Below are 19,947 nucleotides of genomic sequence, written 5' to 3' on the forward strand. Positions count from 1 at the left end.
CCGCCGGGCAAGTTCACGGCTTAATTAATTTGAGTTTTAGGGATTTCGCCTTCATCCGGCTCGGAGTTCACCGCACGCACCGCCTGCGGAGGCACCTGCGCTTTTTGCGCATTCGCCAACGCCTGCAGCACCTGCTGCGTTGGGCCGAATGCATTGACGTTCCCGTTAACCAACAGCAACAGCTTGCTGGTCATCGACAGCAGATTGGTGCGGTGAGTGATCAGGACCACCGTCTTATTACGCTGTTTAAGGAACATGATGGCCTGGTTCAACGCTTTCTCGCCGGCATCATCCAGGTTGGAGTTAGGCTCATCCAACACTACCAACGCGGGATCGCCATACAATGCCCGCGCCAAGCCGATACGTTGCTTCTGCCCGCCGGACAACCCTGCACCACCGTTGCCGATCACCGAATCGTAACCGTTAGGGAAACGCAGGATCAGTTCATGCACACCAGCCAGCTTGGCAGCCTCAATCACTTTCTCTGAATCGATGTCGTTAAAGCGAGCGATGTTCTCGGCGATAGTGCCGGCGAACAACTCGATGTCCTGCGGCAGATAGCCGATATAGGGCCCCAGTTCGTCTTTGTTCCACTGGTAGATGTCGGCATTATCCAACCGCACTATCCCTTCGCTCACAGGCCAAATACCGACCAGTAAGCGCGCCAATGTTGATTTGCCCGACGCACTCGGACCGATAATCCCCAGCACATCGCCGGGTTGAATGGCAAAACTTACGTTATGCAGCACCGCATCCCCTTTCGATCCCGGAGGCGTGGCGGTCACGCCTTCTACGGAGAGCACACCTTCCGGACGCGGCAGCGACATGCCGGTACCACGCTGCGGATGCGTTTCCAGCAGCTTGACCAAGCGGCCATAAGAAAGTTTGGCCGCGCTATAGCTTTTCCAAACGTTAATGACCTGCTCGATCGGCGCCAACGTTCGCCCCATCAATATAGAACCGGCGATCATCATGCCGGGCGTGATGTGCCCATCAATCGCCAACCATCCCCCCAGGCCCAACACTAAGGACTGCAGCGACATACGCACGAACTTGGTGATTGACGTGACCCGCGATGCGCGTTCGCTGGCGATGCGTTGGCTGTTCAAGAACCGCTGGTGCAGACCGAACCACCGGCGTTTCAGGTTAGGCAACATCCCCAAAGCCTCGATCACTTCGGCATTTCGCAGATTGGTGCTGGCCAAATTACCTGACATGATCGACAGCTTGCTGGCTTCTCCCAGCGGCTTTTTCGAAACCACTTCATTGATTACCGCCAATGCGATCAGCAACAGCGCACCGACCAGGGCGAAAAGGCCCAACCAAGGGTTAAAGAGGAATATCACCAACAGATAGATCGGAAACCACGGCGCATCAAAGAAGGCGAACAGCGCGCTACCGGTGAGGAATTGGCGCAGATTGGTCAAATCGCTCAGCATCTGACCGGCGTCAGACGAACCGTTTTTCAGATTCGCTTCGTAGGCCGCGGTATAGACTCGCGTGTTGAGACGCATATCCAGCTGGCTGCCGATGCGGATCACCACCATGCTGCGCACGTATTCCAACAGCGACATCATGCCGAACATGCCCAGCATGATCAGCGTCAGCATTAACAGCGTGATTTCATTGCGCGAAGGCAGCACCCGGTCGTAAACCTGGAGCATATAAATGGAAGGAACCAGCATTAACAGGTTAATAAACGCAGTAAATATACCAACGGTCCAGAAGACTTTGCTGCGTGTACGTATAACATCCGCAATTTCGTTGCGCGGGATAAATTGATTCACGTTCTGCCCTTACATCATGTGCACTGTCAGTCCAATCCGCATTGACCCCCTCCCTAAAGAAATTCCTAAAAAAAGAATTATCCCGAGAAGGCTCACCTCAAAGAAATGCCCGAGACTGCAGATACTTTCGTTAACTATAGGTAGAGAAAGTGAAAACCGGCAAGGTGGGCCATAAAAAAAAAGCCGATCAACGCGCCTGACAAAAGCCAAATAAAACAATGCGATATGAGAAAATAAAAGCAAGAAGGGAAGATAACGAAATGGAATAACTTAGAGAGAATGACGCCGCTCACAAAATTAAACATGCGGGGGATTACGCCCCCGCATTATTTAACCCCAAATAGTTCCATGTGAAATTATTTGTTCTTGCAGCTTTACCCTTAGGCGTAGTGCAGAGTATCCACCAATTGCTGGTGGTTCTGGCCAGTCAGGTATACGACGGTATCGTTAAGATCCAGCGCGTGGTTATCATTGTTGTCGATAATCACATAGGAGCTGGCGGTATTGCCGCCACCGCTGAATACAACGGATGCCACACCCACTTTCGACGTCAGCGAGTTGTTGCCATCCAGACCGAGAATACCGCCCAGAAGGCCGATAACGCCATTGGTCAAACCGCCCACCAGGGTCCCCAACAGCGCATCCAGCGTATCTGCTGAGCGCGTGCCGTAGTCCGCGACCGCCGTGCCGCTGGCGTCATTGGAGATAGTCAGGCCGCCATGGTTAACATCGACAATCTTGTCTTTGAGGCTGCTAAAGTCTTTGATGGTCACACCGGCCTGCGTATTACTCGCTTTGATGTCGTAGATGTTCGCACCCGCACCGCCGGTCAGCGTGGTGTTGCCAATCACGCCCAAAGTGTCGGCAGCGCTTGAGCCTTCTACGGTCAGTTGATAACCGTTCAGACCCAACGCCGTCAGCACAGGCGCAAGCAGGTTGGTAGTGACGACGCTCAGCGGCAGAATGTTCAGCAGTTGAATGATAATGCCGTCACCGGTGCCGCCATGGCTGGAGTCGAGATTCAGACCAGCGGTGTTAGTGGATGCATTGATATCACGCACGTTGCTAAAACCGCTGCCCAGCGTCAGATCCAGCGCGTGATCACCGGTCACGTTGATGGTCTGAACCTGCGCATTGGTGCCGGCCAACGACAAGATATTGTCAAAACTACCGGTCCCGCCCGAAGCCACGTTCACCGTACTCAATGCAGTACCACCAATCAGGCTGCTGCTGCTGTTCAGGCTGATGGCGCCGGCATTCACGTTGGCAGAACTCACCGCATCAAAGTTGATGTTGAAGTGGTCGGTGGCGTTTTGGACGAAGGTAAAGTTCAGCGTACTGGCGGAGGTCGCGTCACCTTTCACTTCCAGCTGTGCGGCGTTACCGCCGGCAGCGTTGATGACGTTGACGTTAGCCAGGCCGGAGATCACGAAGCCTTGCGTCCCCAGGTTGGTCGCCGCTGCGTTCTGGGTGACTGTGCCGCCCGTAGTGCCTTCTACCGTAGACGTGCCGTTGGTCAGGCCAAAGTCGAAGGTGTTGGTTGGCGTAGTGACGCTGGTGGTGGTCGGTGAACCAATCAGCGGTGTCGTAATCAGCGTACCGACAGACTTACCGATATAGCCGGTCAGATCAATCTGCTCAAAGTTCGAGAAGTTGTTGGCGTTGCTGCTCACTGTGCTGGTGCGAACGCCCAGGGCGTTCTGGTTAGTCACTACGGTTTTGGTGATGAAGTTGGCGGAGATGGAGTCGGTACCTGCGCCGCCATCAGCCTTAACCGTGTTCGCGACAGTGTTCGCCCCACCGGAAACACCGTTGCCCGCCCAGTGCAGGCTGTCGTTACCGGCGCCGAGGTTAAACTTCGCCGTGCCGGTCGCGATGTTTGCCGTCGAAGTAACGACCACGTTGTCTGCGCCGGAGCTGGCATTCAGGATCACGTTGCCGTTGTTGACGGTGACAGCAACCCCTGGGTTGACACCGTTGTCAGACAGGTTAACCGTTGCCGCGCTGGTGCCGTTGATGGTCAGGTTGGCCAAGTGATCGGCGAACTTCAGGTTGACCAGGCTGGCGGCATTGGCGTTCAATTGGACATTCGTCAGTACAGCTGTTTCGGCGTTGCTAATTTGGTGTGAAGCCCCGGTATTTACTGCTCCCGTAGCGTTACCGCCCGCAGCCGTTGCGGTCAGCGAAGCTGCCGTTTTGTACAGCAGACTGGTACCGATATCAAACTCAAATGCGTGCTGCTGAGTCACGACTGTCGCATCAGTTGCCGTTGAACTCCGCAGATCATTGATGATGGCTAATGTGATAGCGGTTTTATCCGTACCCAACGCAATATACGGCGCGAGCTGGGCAGCGGTGCCAGCAACACCATGAACATCAGTATAAACAAGCTGAATAAAATCGCTTAAAGTAATGCCTTTCGGGAAATGAATACCAAACTCGCGAGAAACTAGAAACTCTTTAATGATCCCGTCATAATTTTTTGCGCCACGCTCGAGTTGTCGCGTATAGCTACTCAACCCTAAAGCATCAATTTGACGGTCAAAAACAGATAAGTAAAGAGATGCAAGTTGCTCTTTATTAGCCATGTTTGAAGGCAAGTAACCATCATTATAACTTGGAGAACTAAGCACTAGTTTTTGTTTAGCTGCTAAATCGGAGCCTGATGTGATAGTTTTCAATGTATCATATACATGGACGATCACTTGAGCTCGACTGGCTCCAGATGACAGCTCATTAAGATATCCATTGAGCTCAGTGGTCGTCGGATCCCGCAAGTAACCAGCTTTAAAAATACTTTTGACAAAGTTAGTCGCGGTTGCAGTGACCAATCCTGGACGAAGTTGTAGTAAAGCAGTTGCTGCATCTATTTCTGTAGCAGTACCACCATTAATGCCGGTACCAATGGATTGCAAGATAGCATCAGTTGGGTAAGTGCCCATAATATAAGCAATTCCCTTAACTGTAGTCCCTCCCAATCCTGTCGCAGCACCGTCCCCCGCATAGAGGGCCGTATTCAAAATTTGTTGAAAACTTTGCTGCTGAGATAATAAAGTACTGTCAAAACCGTTATAAGTAACCAGGTTAATAGTAAGTGATGCAATGTTTTGTGCCAAAGTGTTGCCGTTAGTTAAATACCCCGAGAGCACGGTGCTAGAAGGTGCAACACCATAAACCTTAGTATATATGGTAGTTAAAATATCGGAGTCCGATTTTCCAGCATAGAGCGCTTGTCCATCGGTTGATGTCAGTACAGTGTTAACAAAATCACTCGTTGTTTGCAGGCCATACTGGATATTTTGAGCCTGGAGGTCAAAAAAAACCTGGTTAGCCTTTTGACCCAGTATAGCGTAGTACATCGCGACAACGTTCGTTTGAACTGCTAAAGAAGCCATAAAACCCCCAATCATTCAATATGATGGACGATAAAAAAGCAAAAGATAACCACGACTAGCAATTTAAGTTAAGTACAGCTTTTTTTTACTGTCAAGAATAGAAAATAATAATTTTCCTACAAAACAAAAAAATAAGCCAAACTACTAGCCCACTAATTAAAAGACAGTCACATACGATAAAGAAGATATCAAAACAGATAAAAAAACTTAAAGTCACATAGTTGTTTAGAAGAGTCCAACTATCAGCGCGCTCTTGTCTGAAATAATCATTAAAGTGTAAAATTAAATCCACATTCTAAATAATCCTATTAATAATAATTTAATTCATCGATAGAAAAGCACTGAAATATAGTTGACAACATTATCCACACCCACTATATCTCGCCGGTTAAAAGAAAGAATACTTTATTTTTCTACATCCAAATAGGCTTACAGACCATAAAGACCCACCCATTCAGTAGGAATGGCTGATTTTACTTTGGTATAGGTGAAACAGGCTATCGTTGGGGAAATCTGCTGAAAGATGAGTGAATTGAGATCACGAATAAGAATTGGAGAGGTTTTGGGATGGCATAACTACAACATTATTCAAAACTAAATAATGAAAGCCAGCAACAGCCAAACTGGCACCATATTCAACTCAGGATAAGCATATATAGTAACGGCTCAGAAATGCCAGAAGATCAGCTTTACTGGGACTCGAGCTAGCTCAGTATGCACATACTGGTTTTTTATAAAAAGCAGAATCAGAGCAATACCAAAGAGTACTTGTGGCACATACGAGAATTTATAGAAGTCCGTTTTTAATACGGCTGTTCAAACAGTTAGCTACATTGTAAAAATTAATTGATTAACCAAATATTTATTGCCTATACGGATTACATCTAAGATACAAGCCCACCGCCCTACGTTATGGCAACTCAATGTTTACAAAGATCGGCAAAGAGTCATATTAATCAATGCAGGATATGGGCTTTGTGTCAGGTAATTTTCTTTACGGCGTCACAGCCATTGATTTAACACGGAATTATAATTGTGAATGCCTAGCGATCCATACAGTTAAGACACCAAGATAAAATGAGGCAAGTATAATGCAAGCTCTCAAACTTGCCAACAGCTAGATTTACATGCAACTTCAAGAATAATTTAGCGAAATGGAACCTAGGATAAAAAATTGGCCTAATGAAGACTACGAAGACTACGAAGACTACGAAGACTACGAAGACTACGAAGACTACGAAGACTACGAAGACTACGAAGACTACGAAGACTACGAAGACTACGAAGACTACGAAGACTACGAAGGGAGAGTGAAACACAAGAACCTACTTATAGAAGAATTTAACAATAGCAGATGAAGCAAAGCCCTTAATATCCATTGACTCTTTACACTGAGTATAACATGAAAACGAGGATATTAACGCAGCGTAGCTAGTCAGATATAAAAGGTAGCGCTTCAACTAAATACTTTCTGTATTTTAAAAAAGCAATAATAATATCGAAGAAGTTCTGTTTATGAGCAATAAATTAAAAAGATAATATAGAAGGTGCAATAATCATGAGGATTATTGTTAGATCAAGAGAGGACTCATCTTAGAATGAGTCCTCCTGTGTGAAAATCATCATTGAAGTTAACTACTTCATGAAGATTGATAAGGCAGGATTGAATTAAGAAGAATATTACTATTAAAATGAGAGCCCCTCCTCCAGATTTTTAGGAGGGTGTAAAAATATTGTATCGTGAATAAGAAATCGTTCAATAAATAAAAATCAGCACTTCCGCATCATCCCGCAATTTTTTTTGTTTTGTGATTGGTAATAATATAGAAATAAGTCAGTATTATAAAACTATCGACAGTAAAGAAAGAAACCGTTGCTGTGAATATAGCCACGATAGCAACATCATAACTATCCAGTTTAAGTATCAAAAACGCAAATATCACTCCAACAAATCCTAACAGTCCCATATCCATAATTAATCCGGATAGCCCTACAGCAGGAATTAGGCCTTGTTCAGTGAGATAACCAATCAAGGGTTGATAATCTACGATACAGTTGTACTCAGTGTTGCATCCATAGAGAAGATTACCAATATTCATATGGAGCATAAGATATGATGCCGACAAACGGTGAGCAATGGAGTCATTAATGGTAAAGTAGCTCGGAGCCCCAATATTTAAAAATTGTGCCAATGATACAAAAATAACAATGAACCCGATAAAGGTTACAATAACCGGAACCTTTCTCAACAATTTTCTCATAGGGTGAAGAATAAAGAAAAGAACGAGCGTAATCGATGATTTCGAGAGACTGAAAAGATAACCAAGAAGAAAAAGTGATTTCTCGATGAAATTAAGCTTATGATCTCTTGAGCGTATCATGAAAGAAATAATTAGCAGAGAAGCAAAAAAACCGGCCTCTCGCGATAAACCTGACATGCGGGGAAAGAGGAAGAGTGTATATTGATTCGTAAAAGTCATCGTTGCGAACTCGCCCCAGAAAAACTTCGATATGGAGCCTGGACCAATCGCCGCAGAATAAGAGGGATTAATCTGATACGCAATGAATTGTATTATACACCATACAATCGATACGAGCATGCAACAATAGACTTTATTGGTAATAGGTGTTCCCACTTTGACGAGATAGGATACCCCTAAGATAAGCACAAAAGACTTAAGTGCTAAATCATATCTAAAGAATAAAAAACACATACTTAACCAAATAAAGATACAAAGCAAAACGGCCTTAGAAACCGCCCTAAAAGACCTAATATATTGATAATCAAAAAACACTAGCGGAATCCACAAGTAAATCGTCGTATTGGCAACGAAAGGACTTAAAGGACTTGCAATTATAAACAGTGCTATTAACCACCTTAAGGCTTTTAGATAAAAAGACTCACTACACTTACTGTTCTCAAGAAGCATATTCTCTGACACTATTGTCATCATATTTCCTTTCTTAGAAACTTATGACAGGCTAAAATCATTATAAAAATATGCACTTAACGGATGGACGCAAGTGCATATAAACTTAAATCACTTAATAAGCGCCATCTTTTTTAAGCACGACATTAATAGTTTTAAAAAGTATGGCGATGTCGTTCCATAGCGCCCAATTCTTAACGTACCATGCATCAAAATAGACTCGGGTATCATAATCAATATCATTACGACCACTAACTTGCCATAGTCCCGTCATGCCAGGTTTTGCCATCAAATAGTAGTCAACATCACCTGCATAACGCTCAAGCTCAGCCTCAACTATAGGCCGCGGTCCAACCAAACTCATTTCGCCAATAAAAACATTCCAAAGTTGTGGAAGTTCATCAAGACTAGTTTTCCGTATGAAAGAACCTATCTTAGTAATACGCGGATCATTTTTTAATTTGAAATCTTTATCCCATTCTTCACGCGCTACAGGATCATTAGCAAGTAATTCAGCCAAAACTTCTTGCGAATTTACAACCATTGAACGGAATTTTAAACACTTGAATTTTCTTCCGTCACGGCCGATTCTTTCATGCCCATAGATTGGCTTTCCACCATCACGTGATACCGTATAAGCTAAGAAAAGCAACACTGGTGACAAAACGAGCATTATTGCAAATGAACCGAAAATGTCAAAGATACGTTTAAGAAAACGCGATGAGCGTTTTGCTAAATTATTGCTGACCCTCAGAATCATTACCTCATGACTGAAAATAAATGACATATCCGTACCGTAAAGAGGTACTCCTCGCAGAGTAGGAATGACAGATACTGAACGACAATTATGCTTTGCTAAATTTTTTAGCCACCAATCACGCAAGCTATGTTGCTCAAATTCAAGAGCCACAATGAATTGAGTATTTTCTATGTCTGCAATTTCCCATAATTCCTTTTCACTATTAATTACAGAAATACCATTGTATTCTCTTTCACATGGTGAATCTGTGCACACAAACGCGGAAACGTTGAATCCTAAGACTTCTTCACTTTGTAGAGCAGCATATGCCTCAAATGCGTTGCGGCCAGATCCGATGATAATCGTATTCTTTTTCCACAAATTGAGTTTATTAAGAATGTGTTTGGCTAAGCTACGACCTAACGGAACAGCGACAAGGATCACCGCCCAGGTAACCAACCATAATAACCGAGAAAAGTTCCATTTTGAGAATGCAACTAATGCCAGATCTAGAACCGCGAAAATAATTAATGTTCTAATAATTTCTTTCAATTCAAACCAAAAAGGCTTCCGGTAAGAATAGTGTCTAAGTCGGGTCCAAAACCATCCAATGCAAATGACAGACAGGAAAAAATGAGATAAAAACCTCATATTAATTTCGTTTGCGGGAATAAAAGCAGACACGTTATCAAAAACAGAATATACAATACAATAAGCAAAAACAATTGCTAAATTGAAAAATAATAAATCAGCCGCAGCAAGAAATATTTTTGGGATAGCCCCCCCCCAAAACATATTATTTCTTTTCATCAGTTTTACCCATTTCTGAATAGCCTTAATCGTTTTATAAAAACCCGAATAAAATAAAATGCTACACTTATCTCAGCTGAAGCATTCTATTCGAGAACCTACGATAATAACTTAGTATGCTATTTTCTTACTCTCTTCAAATTGTTCCCACTTGGATGTGATATATTCACCCATTTCTTTCTTGAAACGTTCACATGAAAATTTCATCGCATGATTTCGACAATCTTCAGCGACAAAGTCATCTTTTATTTTTTCAAAATGCTGAACAGCAGCTATCACAGACTGAGGCGTTTGCTGATCAAACAGAATACCCGTTGGTTGTGTAACTCCAAACGGCCTTACCGTTTCGAGAGATCCCCCTTTTCCGTAAGCGATTACAGGAGTTCCACAAGCCTGGGCTTCCACTGGAGTAATACCGAAATCTTCTTCCGCTGCAAAAATAAATGCACGAGCTTTTTCCATGTATTTTTGCATTACATCATTGGGTTGATAACCTAAAATTTCAACATTCCCGGCTGCTTTCGACTTTATCTTTTTCATCTCACTGCCATCACCAATCACAACCAATTTTTTATCTGGCATGGCACTGAATGCATCAACAATAAGATCGACTCTTTTATAAGGTACAAGGCGTGATGCGGTGACATAATAATCTTCTTTTTCCGAGCAGAAGTTGAAACTCTCGACATCCACAGGCGGATAAATAACATCAGCATCGCGTCCATAAACTTTTTTTATTCTACGAGCAATAAATTGAGAGTTTGCCACAAAATGGTCAACGCCATTAGTAGTTCGACAGTCCCAAATCCTAATTTTATGTAGCAACCATTTCGCAAGCATTCCTTTCAATCCGCGATCTAAACCAGACTCTTTCAAATACTGGTGCTGTAAATCCCACGCATAGCGAATTGGTGAATGAACATAACTAATATGCAATTGGTCAGGTCCGGTGAGAACTCCTTTTGACACAGCATGTGAACTAGAAAGAATAACATTGTGACTAGAAACATCTAGTTGCTCTATGGCAAAAGGCATTAATGGAAGATATTTTTGGTATGCTCTCTTCGCCTTTGGCAAGGTTTGTATAAAAGTAGTTTTAGCTTTCTTTCCTTTGAAATTAATACGTGACTCATCCGATAAGAAATCAACAACAGAATATAAGTCAGCTTCTGGATAAATTTCAAAAAACTCTTTAATAACCTTCTCTGCACCGGCATACGTGACTAGCCAATCAGCAATAATTCCGACGTTGATTTTCTCTTGAAACATAGAAATTCCTTGAGCCATAACATTTATTCTCAGATGAACTGATGTGATATTAAGCGGATCAGTTTCTAATTTAAGCAATCAACAAGAGTATTCAATTGTTGTGCTGAGTTCACCCAAGAAAATCTTTTAACATTTTCGCGACCTTTTTCGATTAACTGAACACGAAGCGTTGGGTTATCTCTTATCATATACATTGCATTGACAATTTCAGATTCATCTTCTGGATTGAAGAAGATTGCACTATCCGACAAGACTTCTGGCATTGAAGCTGCGTTAGATGACAGAACAGGGCAATCACATGCTTGCGCCTCCAAAGGAGGAATACCGAATCCCTCATATAGGGATGGAAATATGAATGAGTATGCGTTTGAATAAAGTTCAACGAGTTCATCATCTGAAACTCGACCGAGAAATTCAATTTTATTTTTGCAATTTTTGATCAACTCATCCAAATCTATGCCGCCAAGATTCTGACTCTTCTCACCGATTATTTTTAAAGAGTAGCCATCAAATTTTTCTGCTTTTGAAAAAGCTTTTATTAAACCATGAAAATTCTTATGGAAACTAGGAGAAGAAACAGCCAAAAAATATTTATTTGCCTCCTGAGAGTTAGAGGTTATTGCTTTTTTTTTGAAAACATCACTTGATGCATTATAGATGACATTTATTCTATCTTTGCCATAATGGTAAACACTATCAATTTCATCCTTAGAAAACTCACTAACCGTTATTAATGCACGGCTATTCTTCAGCATCAAAGGAATAAAAGTGTTATAAATTGAGCGAAACTTCCATGAATAGCTTTGAGGGAATTTTTTATATGTAACATCATGGTGCGTTACGACCTGATTTCTATAAAAAACTGGGCCAGTATTGCCAAGATTAATCAGGAGTCCTCCTCCATTCTTCTTAAGGTAATTAGGAAGGGTTATTTGTTCCCAAAAGTGACCTCCCCTTTCTCCGATTTTAATTACATCAAGCTTAGATGCTATCTCGTCTCTCAAAATATCCGGAGGTGCCAGGAATACAACATCGCTTCTTATTTTTTTAAACTCAAGACTAATTTGCTCTGCAAATCGCTGTACTCCAGTCAGATTTTGGGTTAAAAATCTCGCGTTGACATATATCATAACCAGGTAAATACCTTATTTTTGACTATTAACTTTTAAACTAAGCACGCTAAAAAACTAGGGTAAGAGAGAAGTCTTACCCTAGTGTTAAAAACTAAATCCTAGCTTTTATACTCATATTGATAATAATCATAATAGTTAGTAGCCCGCCGCTCAACAGCATTCAAGATAATACCTTTAACTTCGATGCCATTTTGCTCAAAACGCCTCATACTTACTTCGATCTCTTTCACTGTATTCATCGCAAACCTAGCAACCATTAAAGATGTTCCAACATGGTGACCTATGATAGCTGCATCAGTAACAGCTAAAATCGGTGGCGTATCAATAAGCACGAGATCGTAATTTTTAGTAGCCCAATCAACAAGGTCTCCAAAACGTGAGGTCATCAGTAATTCAGCAGGGTTAGGTGGAACCTGACCACGAGAAATGAAGTCCATACCTTCTATATCAGTTTTCTTTATCGAGTTCTCTATTGCTATTTTTCCAGCTAAAATATCTGATAAGCCATTTGTTCCTTCAAAACCCAGCAAACTATGCGAATAACCTTTTCGCATATCGGCATCTATAATAAGAACCCTTTGCCCGGTTTGAGCAATAACAGCAGCTAAGTTAATGCTAACAAAAGTTTTACCAATATTAGGACTAGCACCAGATATCATTAAAACATTGTTTTTTGCCTCAAGCATTGCGAAATGCAAACTAGTACGAAGACTTCGAATAGCTTCAATAGCTAGGTCTGCAGGGTTTTCTGTAGAAAGAAGATTACCTTTGCCTGGTTGATAACGTTTTTTATAGTGAACAAACGTCTCTCTATCTTTCTTTTGTTGCCACTCAGAAAATGGAATGCTCGCATATACGTTTATTCCTTCCTGTTCAAGCTGCTCTGGGCTTTCAATGCCCTTATGCAACATTGTTTTTAGCAAAACAATACTTACGGATATCAGCAGGCCTAAAATTGTTGCAATGATAATAATTAACAACGTGCGTGGTTGTACAGGTTTGATCTGAGTGATGGCCGGATCAACCACACGGACATTACCAACTGTGCTCGCTTTGGTAATGCTTAACTCTTGCTGTTTATTTAATAACTGCATGTAAATTTCTTTACCTGCATCAACATCACGTGTTAACCGAATAATCTCTTGTTGAGTCTTCGGCATGCCATTAATTTTCTTATTTAAGTTACCTCGCTCTGTCTCCAATGTTTTACGCTTTTCTAACAATGCCCGATAGGCAGGGTGTTCTTTAGTGTAAAGCTTGGATATCTCGGCCTCTTTGAACGTTAACTCATTGAGTTGTGACTCTGTGGCTACAATAGTATCCAGCATGGATTTCGCTTCAAGAGAGAGGTCGACAGAAGAGTTTTGTTGTCTGAAAAGATTCAGCTTATTTTCAGCCGTATCTAGTGACTCTCGTACGATCGGTAATTGCTCTTTTAAGAATGCCAGACTTTTTGCGGCCTCTTCCGACTTTCTTTCAACATTTTGCAATAAATAATTATTACTAATGCTTTGCAACACTTTTTTGCCTTGAACAGGATCAGTACTCAAATAACTGAGATTAAGAACACCGGTATCCTTTCCTTTATCCACAACAGTCAAAGCTTTTAAAACTGTATTTATCGCATTAATTTTGTGCACTTTTTCAACAAAAAAGCTCGTTTCCGGATCCGCATCAATATCTGTTACAAGTAAACTTGCAAAATCCGATGTTGATAGTGTACCAACTTGCCCTTTAAGAATTTCCTTATCATCAGCTAACAGAATATAATTATTTTTATCGACAACCTTAAGTTCCATCTGGGAACCAATCAGATCTTCACGTACATTAAGGCGCGAGAGTGCAATTTTTGGCTCTTTCTCTGAGATTAGCTGCTCCCAGACACGACCAAGAATAGGGAATCTTTTGACGGAAACTATAGTATCGAGACCAAGATCATCGACAGTTTTCCCTACTACCATCCTGGACTGGATCAATTCTATTTCGGTCGATGATGTACTGGAGTCATTGTTAGAGATCATTTGTGAAAGATCGCTAAGTATTGCATTCCCTGCCTTGTTTTCAACCTGAATTAAAGCATCTGATTGATAGACGGGAGTTGCGAATATGACATATACCATGCTCACAACAGAGAATAAAAGGGTTATACCAATAATCAACCAACGATGATCAATCAGTATTCCAAATAACCTGCCGAGATCGATGTCATCCTGACCATTGCCAGTAGTGCCAGCTCTTTTATTTTCAGTCATTATCATCTCTATTCATCAATTTAGTGCTTTAACCCATTTCTGAGCTGACTCAGCTAACAGCTTATAGACAAACTCAAAGACTTCGTCGCTCTTACGATAAGGGTCGACTACTTCTTTTCTATCGTTCCAATGGCCATAAAGCATCGTTTTGCCACGTGCCTCAGGTGCGAATTGACACACCGCATCAATATGCTTACGTTCCATAACAAGAATAAGGGAGCTCTTCCTGCACATTTCGGCGGTTAATTGGCGTGCAACATGCCCATCCAGACTTAACCCATGCTCATTAGCAACGTTGATGGCTTTGGCATCAGCAGAATTGCCCACCAAAGCAGAAATGCCTGCTGAGCTAATTTCTTTATGAGGAAGCAACTCCTTTAATAAACGCTCACCGATAGGCGAACGACATATGTTTCCGACACAAACAATTAAAATTGAATCAAACATGTCTCAATTCCTACGGCCAGTTTCGGATACGTAAGCTAGCTTCGGTTAGATTATTGAAGCTAGAGATTGTAGGCGCAAGCTGTACTATTACGCGGTTCCAACGAACGACAGGTGCAGCTGTAACATAAACAACATCATAAGGCTGCAAATGGAATTCAGTACCCATAACCATAGCAGTAGCATCAGCCATATTAAGTTGATATATATCCGCAATCTTTTTGCCTTGCGTTCCACGCAATGGTCGAATAACAAACACACCTGTTGCATCAGCAGTGTTTTGATCCAAGCCGGCAGAGTTACCTAATGCTTCTGTTAAGGTCATACCACTGCGATCCATTTTTAATGTCGCCGGGGATTTAACTTCACCCATAACAAAAACTTTTAAATCATCGTTACGTGGTACATAAATAATGTCACCAGGATAGAGCAACTGATTTTGAGTTAAATCACCATTCTGCATCAACTTTTGAAGCGATATTATTTGCTCTTTACCATTGTGCGTCAAAACTACATTTCGCCAATCGGCATTAGCACTGAGTCCGCCTGCAGCATTAATGGCATCTAATACTGTCAATGGAATATTGGTAATTGGCTGTTGACCTGACTTCTCAACCTCACCAGTAATGTAAGCTTTCTGAGATCTAAAGGCAGCTATATTCACATCTACTTGAGGACTTTCAATATATTGAGTCAGACGACTAGAGATTTCACTTCTTACCTGGCTGGCTGTTTTCCCTGAAACTTTTACCTTTCCAATGTAAGGGTAGAAAATAGTCCCATCGGATTGTACCCAGTTACCGGTATCACTCGCACTGCGATACTGACCTGCAGGCGTAGTTAGTTCTGGATGATCCCACACTGTGATGTTTAAAACATCACCAACACCAATTCTGTACTCATAATTCTTCGTTGCTTGCTCTAATAGCACGTTAGGCTGAGCAACAACTTTTACCGGTCTAAGTTTGGCGATAAGTGAGGGGGTCAAAGGGTAAATGTTGACTAGCTCATCAATCTGAAAGTCGCTATCTTCTTGTTTTACAACATTTTTGCTATCAGTTGTTAGGTGCTGACCGGGAGCAATTGCACATCCCGTTAGCATAGCTCCATATACAATGATTGCTAAAGCTTTAACTTTTGGATTTATCATTATTGATCACTACCATCTGAATATTTAAGTTAAATTTTTGGCGTTCGCTGGCGAATGTGAGCGATTATTTTACTCCGAAGAGACATCACAGAATCACCACTGACATCATATAGGCTGTCCGTAGGTAAGTAATCTAACATACCATCCCTAGCAGCAGCAATGATTGGCACATTTCTTTCCAAAGCTTCCAGCATAACAAGCGGCACGCCTTCGAACAGCGATGGTATTACTAGAAAATCAATCTTGTTCTTTTCTGCGACATCCCAAGAGTTGGTTGCCCAGCCATGAAACACCATCGATATATTATCTGGTAATTTTCCCTGCATGTTTTTTAAATTGTTTAGATCAGGACCATCACCCACTACATGCAATGCAATTTGATATTCGCCAATCCCTGAAAGGGCCTCTACTAATACATTATGTCCTTTTTGATGAAATTGCACACGGCCAATGATGAAAATATTAACGACATCAGTGACACAAAATTCCCGCACTGTGAAAGATGCTGAGGTTTTTTCAACGAAATTATGAACAATAAGGACTTTTGCTTTTCTATTTCTATTTATTATTTCTTTTTCAAAAACCTTCGATATCGTTATATAATTATTGCATAGCCTATAAGCTATGGTTGAAAAACTGTCTTTTAACCATGCAGCTTTTGCCGCCATTCTCTTGAAAGAATGAGCGTAAGGTATATAACTACTGACAGTTTTATTAAGCAATTTCCCCGCAACAAAGTAGCCCACCCCCTGGAGAATATCACCTTGAACAACAATGATTTTACTTCCCTTTGGGGTTGAACGCAGCAACCTTATGCAGCGCAGTACGTATACCGGATTAAAAAGAGCATGGAGAAACTCGGGTTTGAATAAATTAGCTTTAAATGATTCGTACGCAATTTCATTTTCTAACAGTGTTTTTTTTATTTTTATATTATCGCTAGGAACATACGCCAGAAAACTTCTTTCTTTAAATTCTTTTTGCTGTCTCAGTAACTTGATAAGTTCTATCGCCATAATCTCATGTCCACCCACTATTTTGGAGGGAAAAATGAAACATACTGGACAATCTTCAAGCGCTGAGGAAAAGAGTTTAATATCACTTTCTATCATATCATTCATACGCAGGGCTACCCGTACCTATACTACAATTTGGTTTTTATTTATAGGCAGTATTCATAAAAATAATGACTACTTTGTTTTAATAGCTAAAAGTCAAAGCAGTCCTTATTAGTATATTAAAAAATGTCTATGTCTATAGCGGCCAAGAAAAAATCATCCAACTAGAATATGGTGAACACTTGCGCTGAAGCTTTATAAATAAAACAAAATTTGCTATGACAATATCCATATAATGACGAGGATTTATTTTCGAGGCATTAAGCTAAATAGCATGCTACGGTGTAGCATCAAAAAATTAGCTCCGTGCAAAATCTTTGCATTTTGCTATCAATTCATTTGCATATTGAAGGTGAATGTCTTTGTTTTTGATAACAGTTCTAAGCCCTATTTTTTCACCAGAATACTCAAAGTTTGTAGTCGACTCAGCTTTATCATCAACATCAATTCTATTGAAGAAGTCAAACAGACCATCAAATCGACAATTGTCGACCTTATTCTTGAAGCCGCCATTAACGAAGATAACCGGAGTTCCCATAGCTAAGCACGGTAATGCTGTGTGAATTCTCGACGTCACTACCAGTCTTGCATTAGCCAAGCGTTGTAGGAAATCATCGGCTAACTTGAACCCTTCCTTCGCATCAATATACGGTATAATTTGTGTTTCAAACTTGGCTTGCTCTAATAATTCTGCATCGAAATACTGATTTAGTATTTTTTTACGGTGAGTGAATTCAAAAGCACGCCCATTTAGAATTCGTTTACCAAAGCGGAGAGGCTGACGGATTAGTTCAGGCAGCGTCTTTGAGTCATACATTACGTCGATGAAGTAGATATCATCAGTAACATTATTTCGCTTGTAAGTCTCTCCCAGGGTTAATGTCATACACCCCGAGTAATACGCATCAACCCCTTTTTTTTGTAACAAGTCACGTGTATAAAAATCGCGACAACCGATGGGAGAGTACTTTTTAAAATGCTCGATCGCTGCCGGAGTCAACATTTTTTCTGCGACAGTCGAGTTAATATGTATCGATACATATAACGGACTGACATCATCTGATGGTGGGAAATTTTCAGGTAAATCCATATACCAGGCATTCATAATCATTTTTGTTTTATTGCCTGCATATGAATTCATATGGTCACGAGGGATGAAATTATCCACATGCGGGAAGAATTGTTTAGCAGCTGTACTTTGGACATAGTCCCCAAGGTTAATCCAATTACGCTTAACATATACTTCACTTTCGTAAGTTAATACGCCATATTCATTATTCATTATTCAACCTTAATATATTAAACCCGTTTAAACCGATTTTTAATCATCATGATAATATTTACCCTCTCTTTTTTGCTCACAATAATTATAGAGAACATGAACAAGACGGCAAAGAGGTTAATTAACACCAGACTTACGACACCGAAGAAACCACCTACTATATAATAACTACAATAATGACTAAAAAAGATACAAACCAGAGCTACAAATACCAATCGAGGGAAGTCATATAATAAGAAACGATTGACGCTCACCCCTATGACCTTGCTTACATAAATGACTCTGAAAATCAATAAACCTAAAGTGCAAAATATTCGTGCTGATACTGCGATATAAATAGAGTAGCCGGCAGAGTAAAGAATTAGTGTCAGTACTAAAGAAAGTAGCATGATTGAAGAAACTATAATTTGATAGTTCCTTAGCTTTCCCACTGCATAGATTGCAGTCACATAAGGACCCGACATCGAATCTATCAGGACATATATAGCTACTATCTTTATAAGACCGACCAAATACTCGGGAGGCGTATTTAGCCAAATTCCGGCAATAATTTTCGCATCAATAAAAACCGGTATTGCAGAAACCATGACAACAAACGCAGTTAGTTTGCAAGATAGCGATAATAGAGACTCTACTTCACGATGGTTACCAATCGTATACTGCTTTATTATTTGAGGGTTAAATGCTGTCTGCAAGGTACCGATAATTCTATTAAAGGCAATTAATACTTGTTCTGCTAACCAGACAGCACCGTTCGCTACGACGCCTACAAAATAATAGGTTAGCAACGCTATCCCCTGAGACAACCCAACCACGCTTAGTGATCCCAGCATCGACCAGCTTGAGAAGAAGAAAATTTCCTTCAGCAAACCCGCGCTATCCTTCTGGCGAAGATTTATTTTACAAATACTTAACCGAGAAGTACAAAACTTAAGATAAACTGAAAAGACAAGAAAATAGCCTATTAGCAAGAATATCGCATACCAGATAATTTTATTTTCAGTCACCGAGACCGAGAAAATAAACACCATAAACCATCGCTGGAAGGCATCAAATATACCGATCTTGGCGAATAAATCCATTTTTTCACATGCAATCATTGATGCTATAAATGGCGTTTGCATTATTTGGAAGAGCAAAGAAAGAATTGATATTTGATAGACCCAAAATATATCATCGAGCCTTGCCTCTGGCACTTTTAACTTATGCAGCAAAAACCAAAGTCCGACTGTCTCTGCAATGATAATTATCAGGGCACATATAATCAAATGAACAATTATACTGACGTTAAATACTTTACTCGTCCAGGAAAAATCCATCTTTCCCAAGCCAACAGATAGAAAACGCTGTGTAGCCAACGCCGAAACATTCTGAATGAACGAGAACAGTATGATTATACTACCGACCAAACTATACAAACCGAAATCATAAACACCCAAGGCTTCCAGAACCATTCGTGATGTATATAGCGTCGCAAACATGATTAACAACATGCGACCATACAGCATGAAAGTATTTTTCGCCATTAATTTTTTATTGACCACTTAGAGTTCTCTTCTCAGTAAAATAAAACTGACGTCGAGCGCCCATAACTCACCTCCCCTTTCAGCCCCCTATCCTTATGATGTAAAGAGCATA

General features: G+C 41.3%; 12 protein-coding genes. All 12 read right to left on the reverse strand.

Going from position 1 to position 19,947, the window contains the following annotated elements:
- Nucleotides 1-20: 20 nt before the first annotated feature.
- Nucleotides 21-1,787 (reverse strand): type I secretion system permease/ATPase, encoded by a 1,767-nt coding sequence (locus tag ACUTQY_RS08965; protein ID WP_033642470.1) that lies wholly within the window; start codon nt 1,785-1,787, stop codon nt 21-23.
- A 380-nt stretch (nt 1,788-2,167) separates the two neighbouring features.
- The gene (locus tag ACUTQY_RS08970; protein ID WP_046686723.1) at nt 2,168-5,182 is read right to left on the reverse strand and encodes a DUF4214 domain-containing protein; all 3,015 of its coding nucleotides are present in this window, start codon (nt 5,180-5,182) and stop codon (nt 2,168-2,170) included.
- A 1,784-nt stretch (nt 5,183-6,966) separates the two neighbouring features.
- On the reverse strand, nt 6,967-8,136 hold the full coding sequence (locus ACUTQY_RS08975) for a hypothetical protein (protein WP_230328464.1): 1,170 nt from the start codon (nt 8,134-8,136) through the stop codon (nt 6,967-6,969).
- 91 nt (nt 8,137-8,227) lie between these two features.
- A complete protein-coding gene (gene wbaP, locus ACUTQY_RS08980) occupies nt 8,228-9,661 on the reverse strand; it encodes an undecaprenyl-phosphate galactose phosphotransferase WbaP (RefSeq protein ID WP_046686720.1) in 1,434 nt (477 codons plus the stop codon).
- A 111-nt stretch (nt 9,662-9,772) separates the two neighbouring features.
- Complete coding sequence (locus tag ACUTQY_RS08985) at nt 9,773-10,930, reverse strand: glycosyltransferase family 4 protein (protein ID WP_046686719.1); 1,158 nt, start codon at nt 10,928-10,930, stop codon at nt 9,773-9,775.
- A gap of 65 nt (nt 10,931-10,995) precedes the next feature.
- Nucleotides 10,996-12,060: a glycosyltransferase family 4 protein gene (locus ACUTQY_RS08990; protein WP_071845077.1), complete on the reverse strand. Its 1,065-nt coding sequence runs from the start codon at nt 12,058-12,060 to the stop codon at nt 10,996-10,998.
- A 101-nt stretch (nt 12,061-12,161) separates the two neighbouring features.
- Nucleotides 12,162-14,315: a tyrosine-protein kinase Wzc gene (gene wzc / locus ACUTQY_RS08995; protein ID WP_342188340.1), complete on the reverse strand. Its 2,154-nt coding sequence runs from the start codon at nt 14,313-14,315 to the stop codon at nt 12,162-12,164.
- Between the two features lie 15 nt (nt 14,316-14,330).
- A complete protein-coding gene (locus ACUTQY_RS09000) occupies nt 14,331-14,762 on the reverse strand; it encodes an arsenate reductase/protein-tyrosine-phosphatase family protein (protein ID WP_046686717.1) in 432 nt (143 codons plus the stop codon).
- A 10-nt stretch (nt 14,763-14,772) separates the two neighbouring features.
- Complete coding sequence (locus ACUTQY_RS09005) at nt 14,773-15,909, reverse strand: polysaccharide export protein (RefSeq protein ID WP_071845078.1); 1,137 nt, start codon at nt 15,907-15,909, stop codon at nt 14,773-14,775.
- A gap of 29 nt (nt 15,910-15,938) precedes the next feature.
- Nucleotides 15,939-17,030: a glycosyltransferase family 4 protein gene (locus tag ACUTQY_RS09010; protein ID WP_046686716.1), complete on the reverse strand. Its 1,092-nt coding sequence runs from the start codon at nt 17,028-17,030 to the stop codon at nt 15,939-15,941.
- A gap of 295 nt (nt 17,031-17,325) precedes the next feature.
- The gene (locus ACUTQY_RS09015; protein ID WP_046686715.1) at nt 17,326-18,309 is read right to left on the reverse strand and encodes a polysaccharide pyruvyl transferase family protein; all 984 of its coding nucleotides are present in this window, start codon (nt 18,307-18,309) and stop codon (nt 17,326-17,328) included.
- A gap of 17 nt (nt 18,310-18,326) precedes the next feature.
- Nucleotides 18,327-19,853, reverse strand: a complete 1,527-nt coding sequence (locus tag ACUTQY_RS09020; RefSeq protein WP_046686714.1) for a membrane protein — start codon at nt 19,851-19,853, stop codon at nt 18,327-18,329.
- Between the last annotated feature and the right edge of the window lie 94 nt (nt 19,854-19,947).

Source organism: Serratia sp. TSA_130.1 (genome assembly GCF_052691795.1).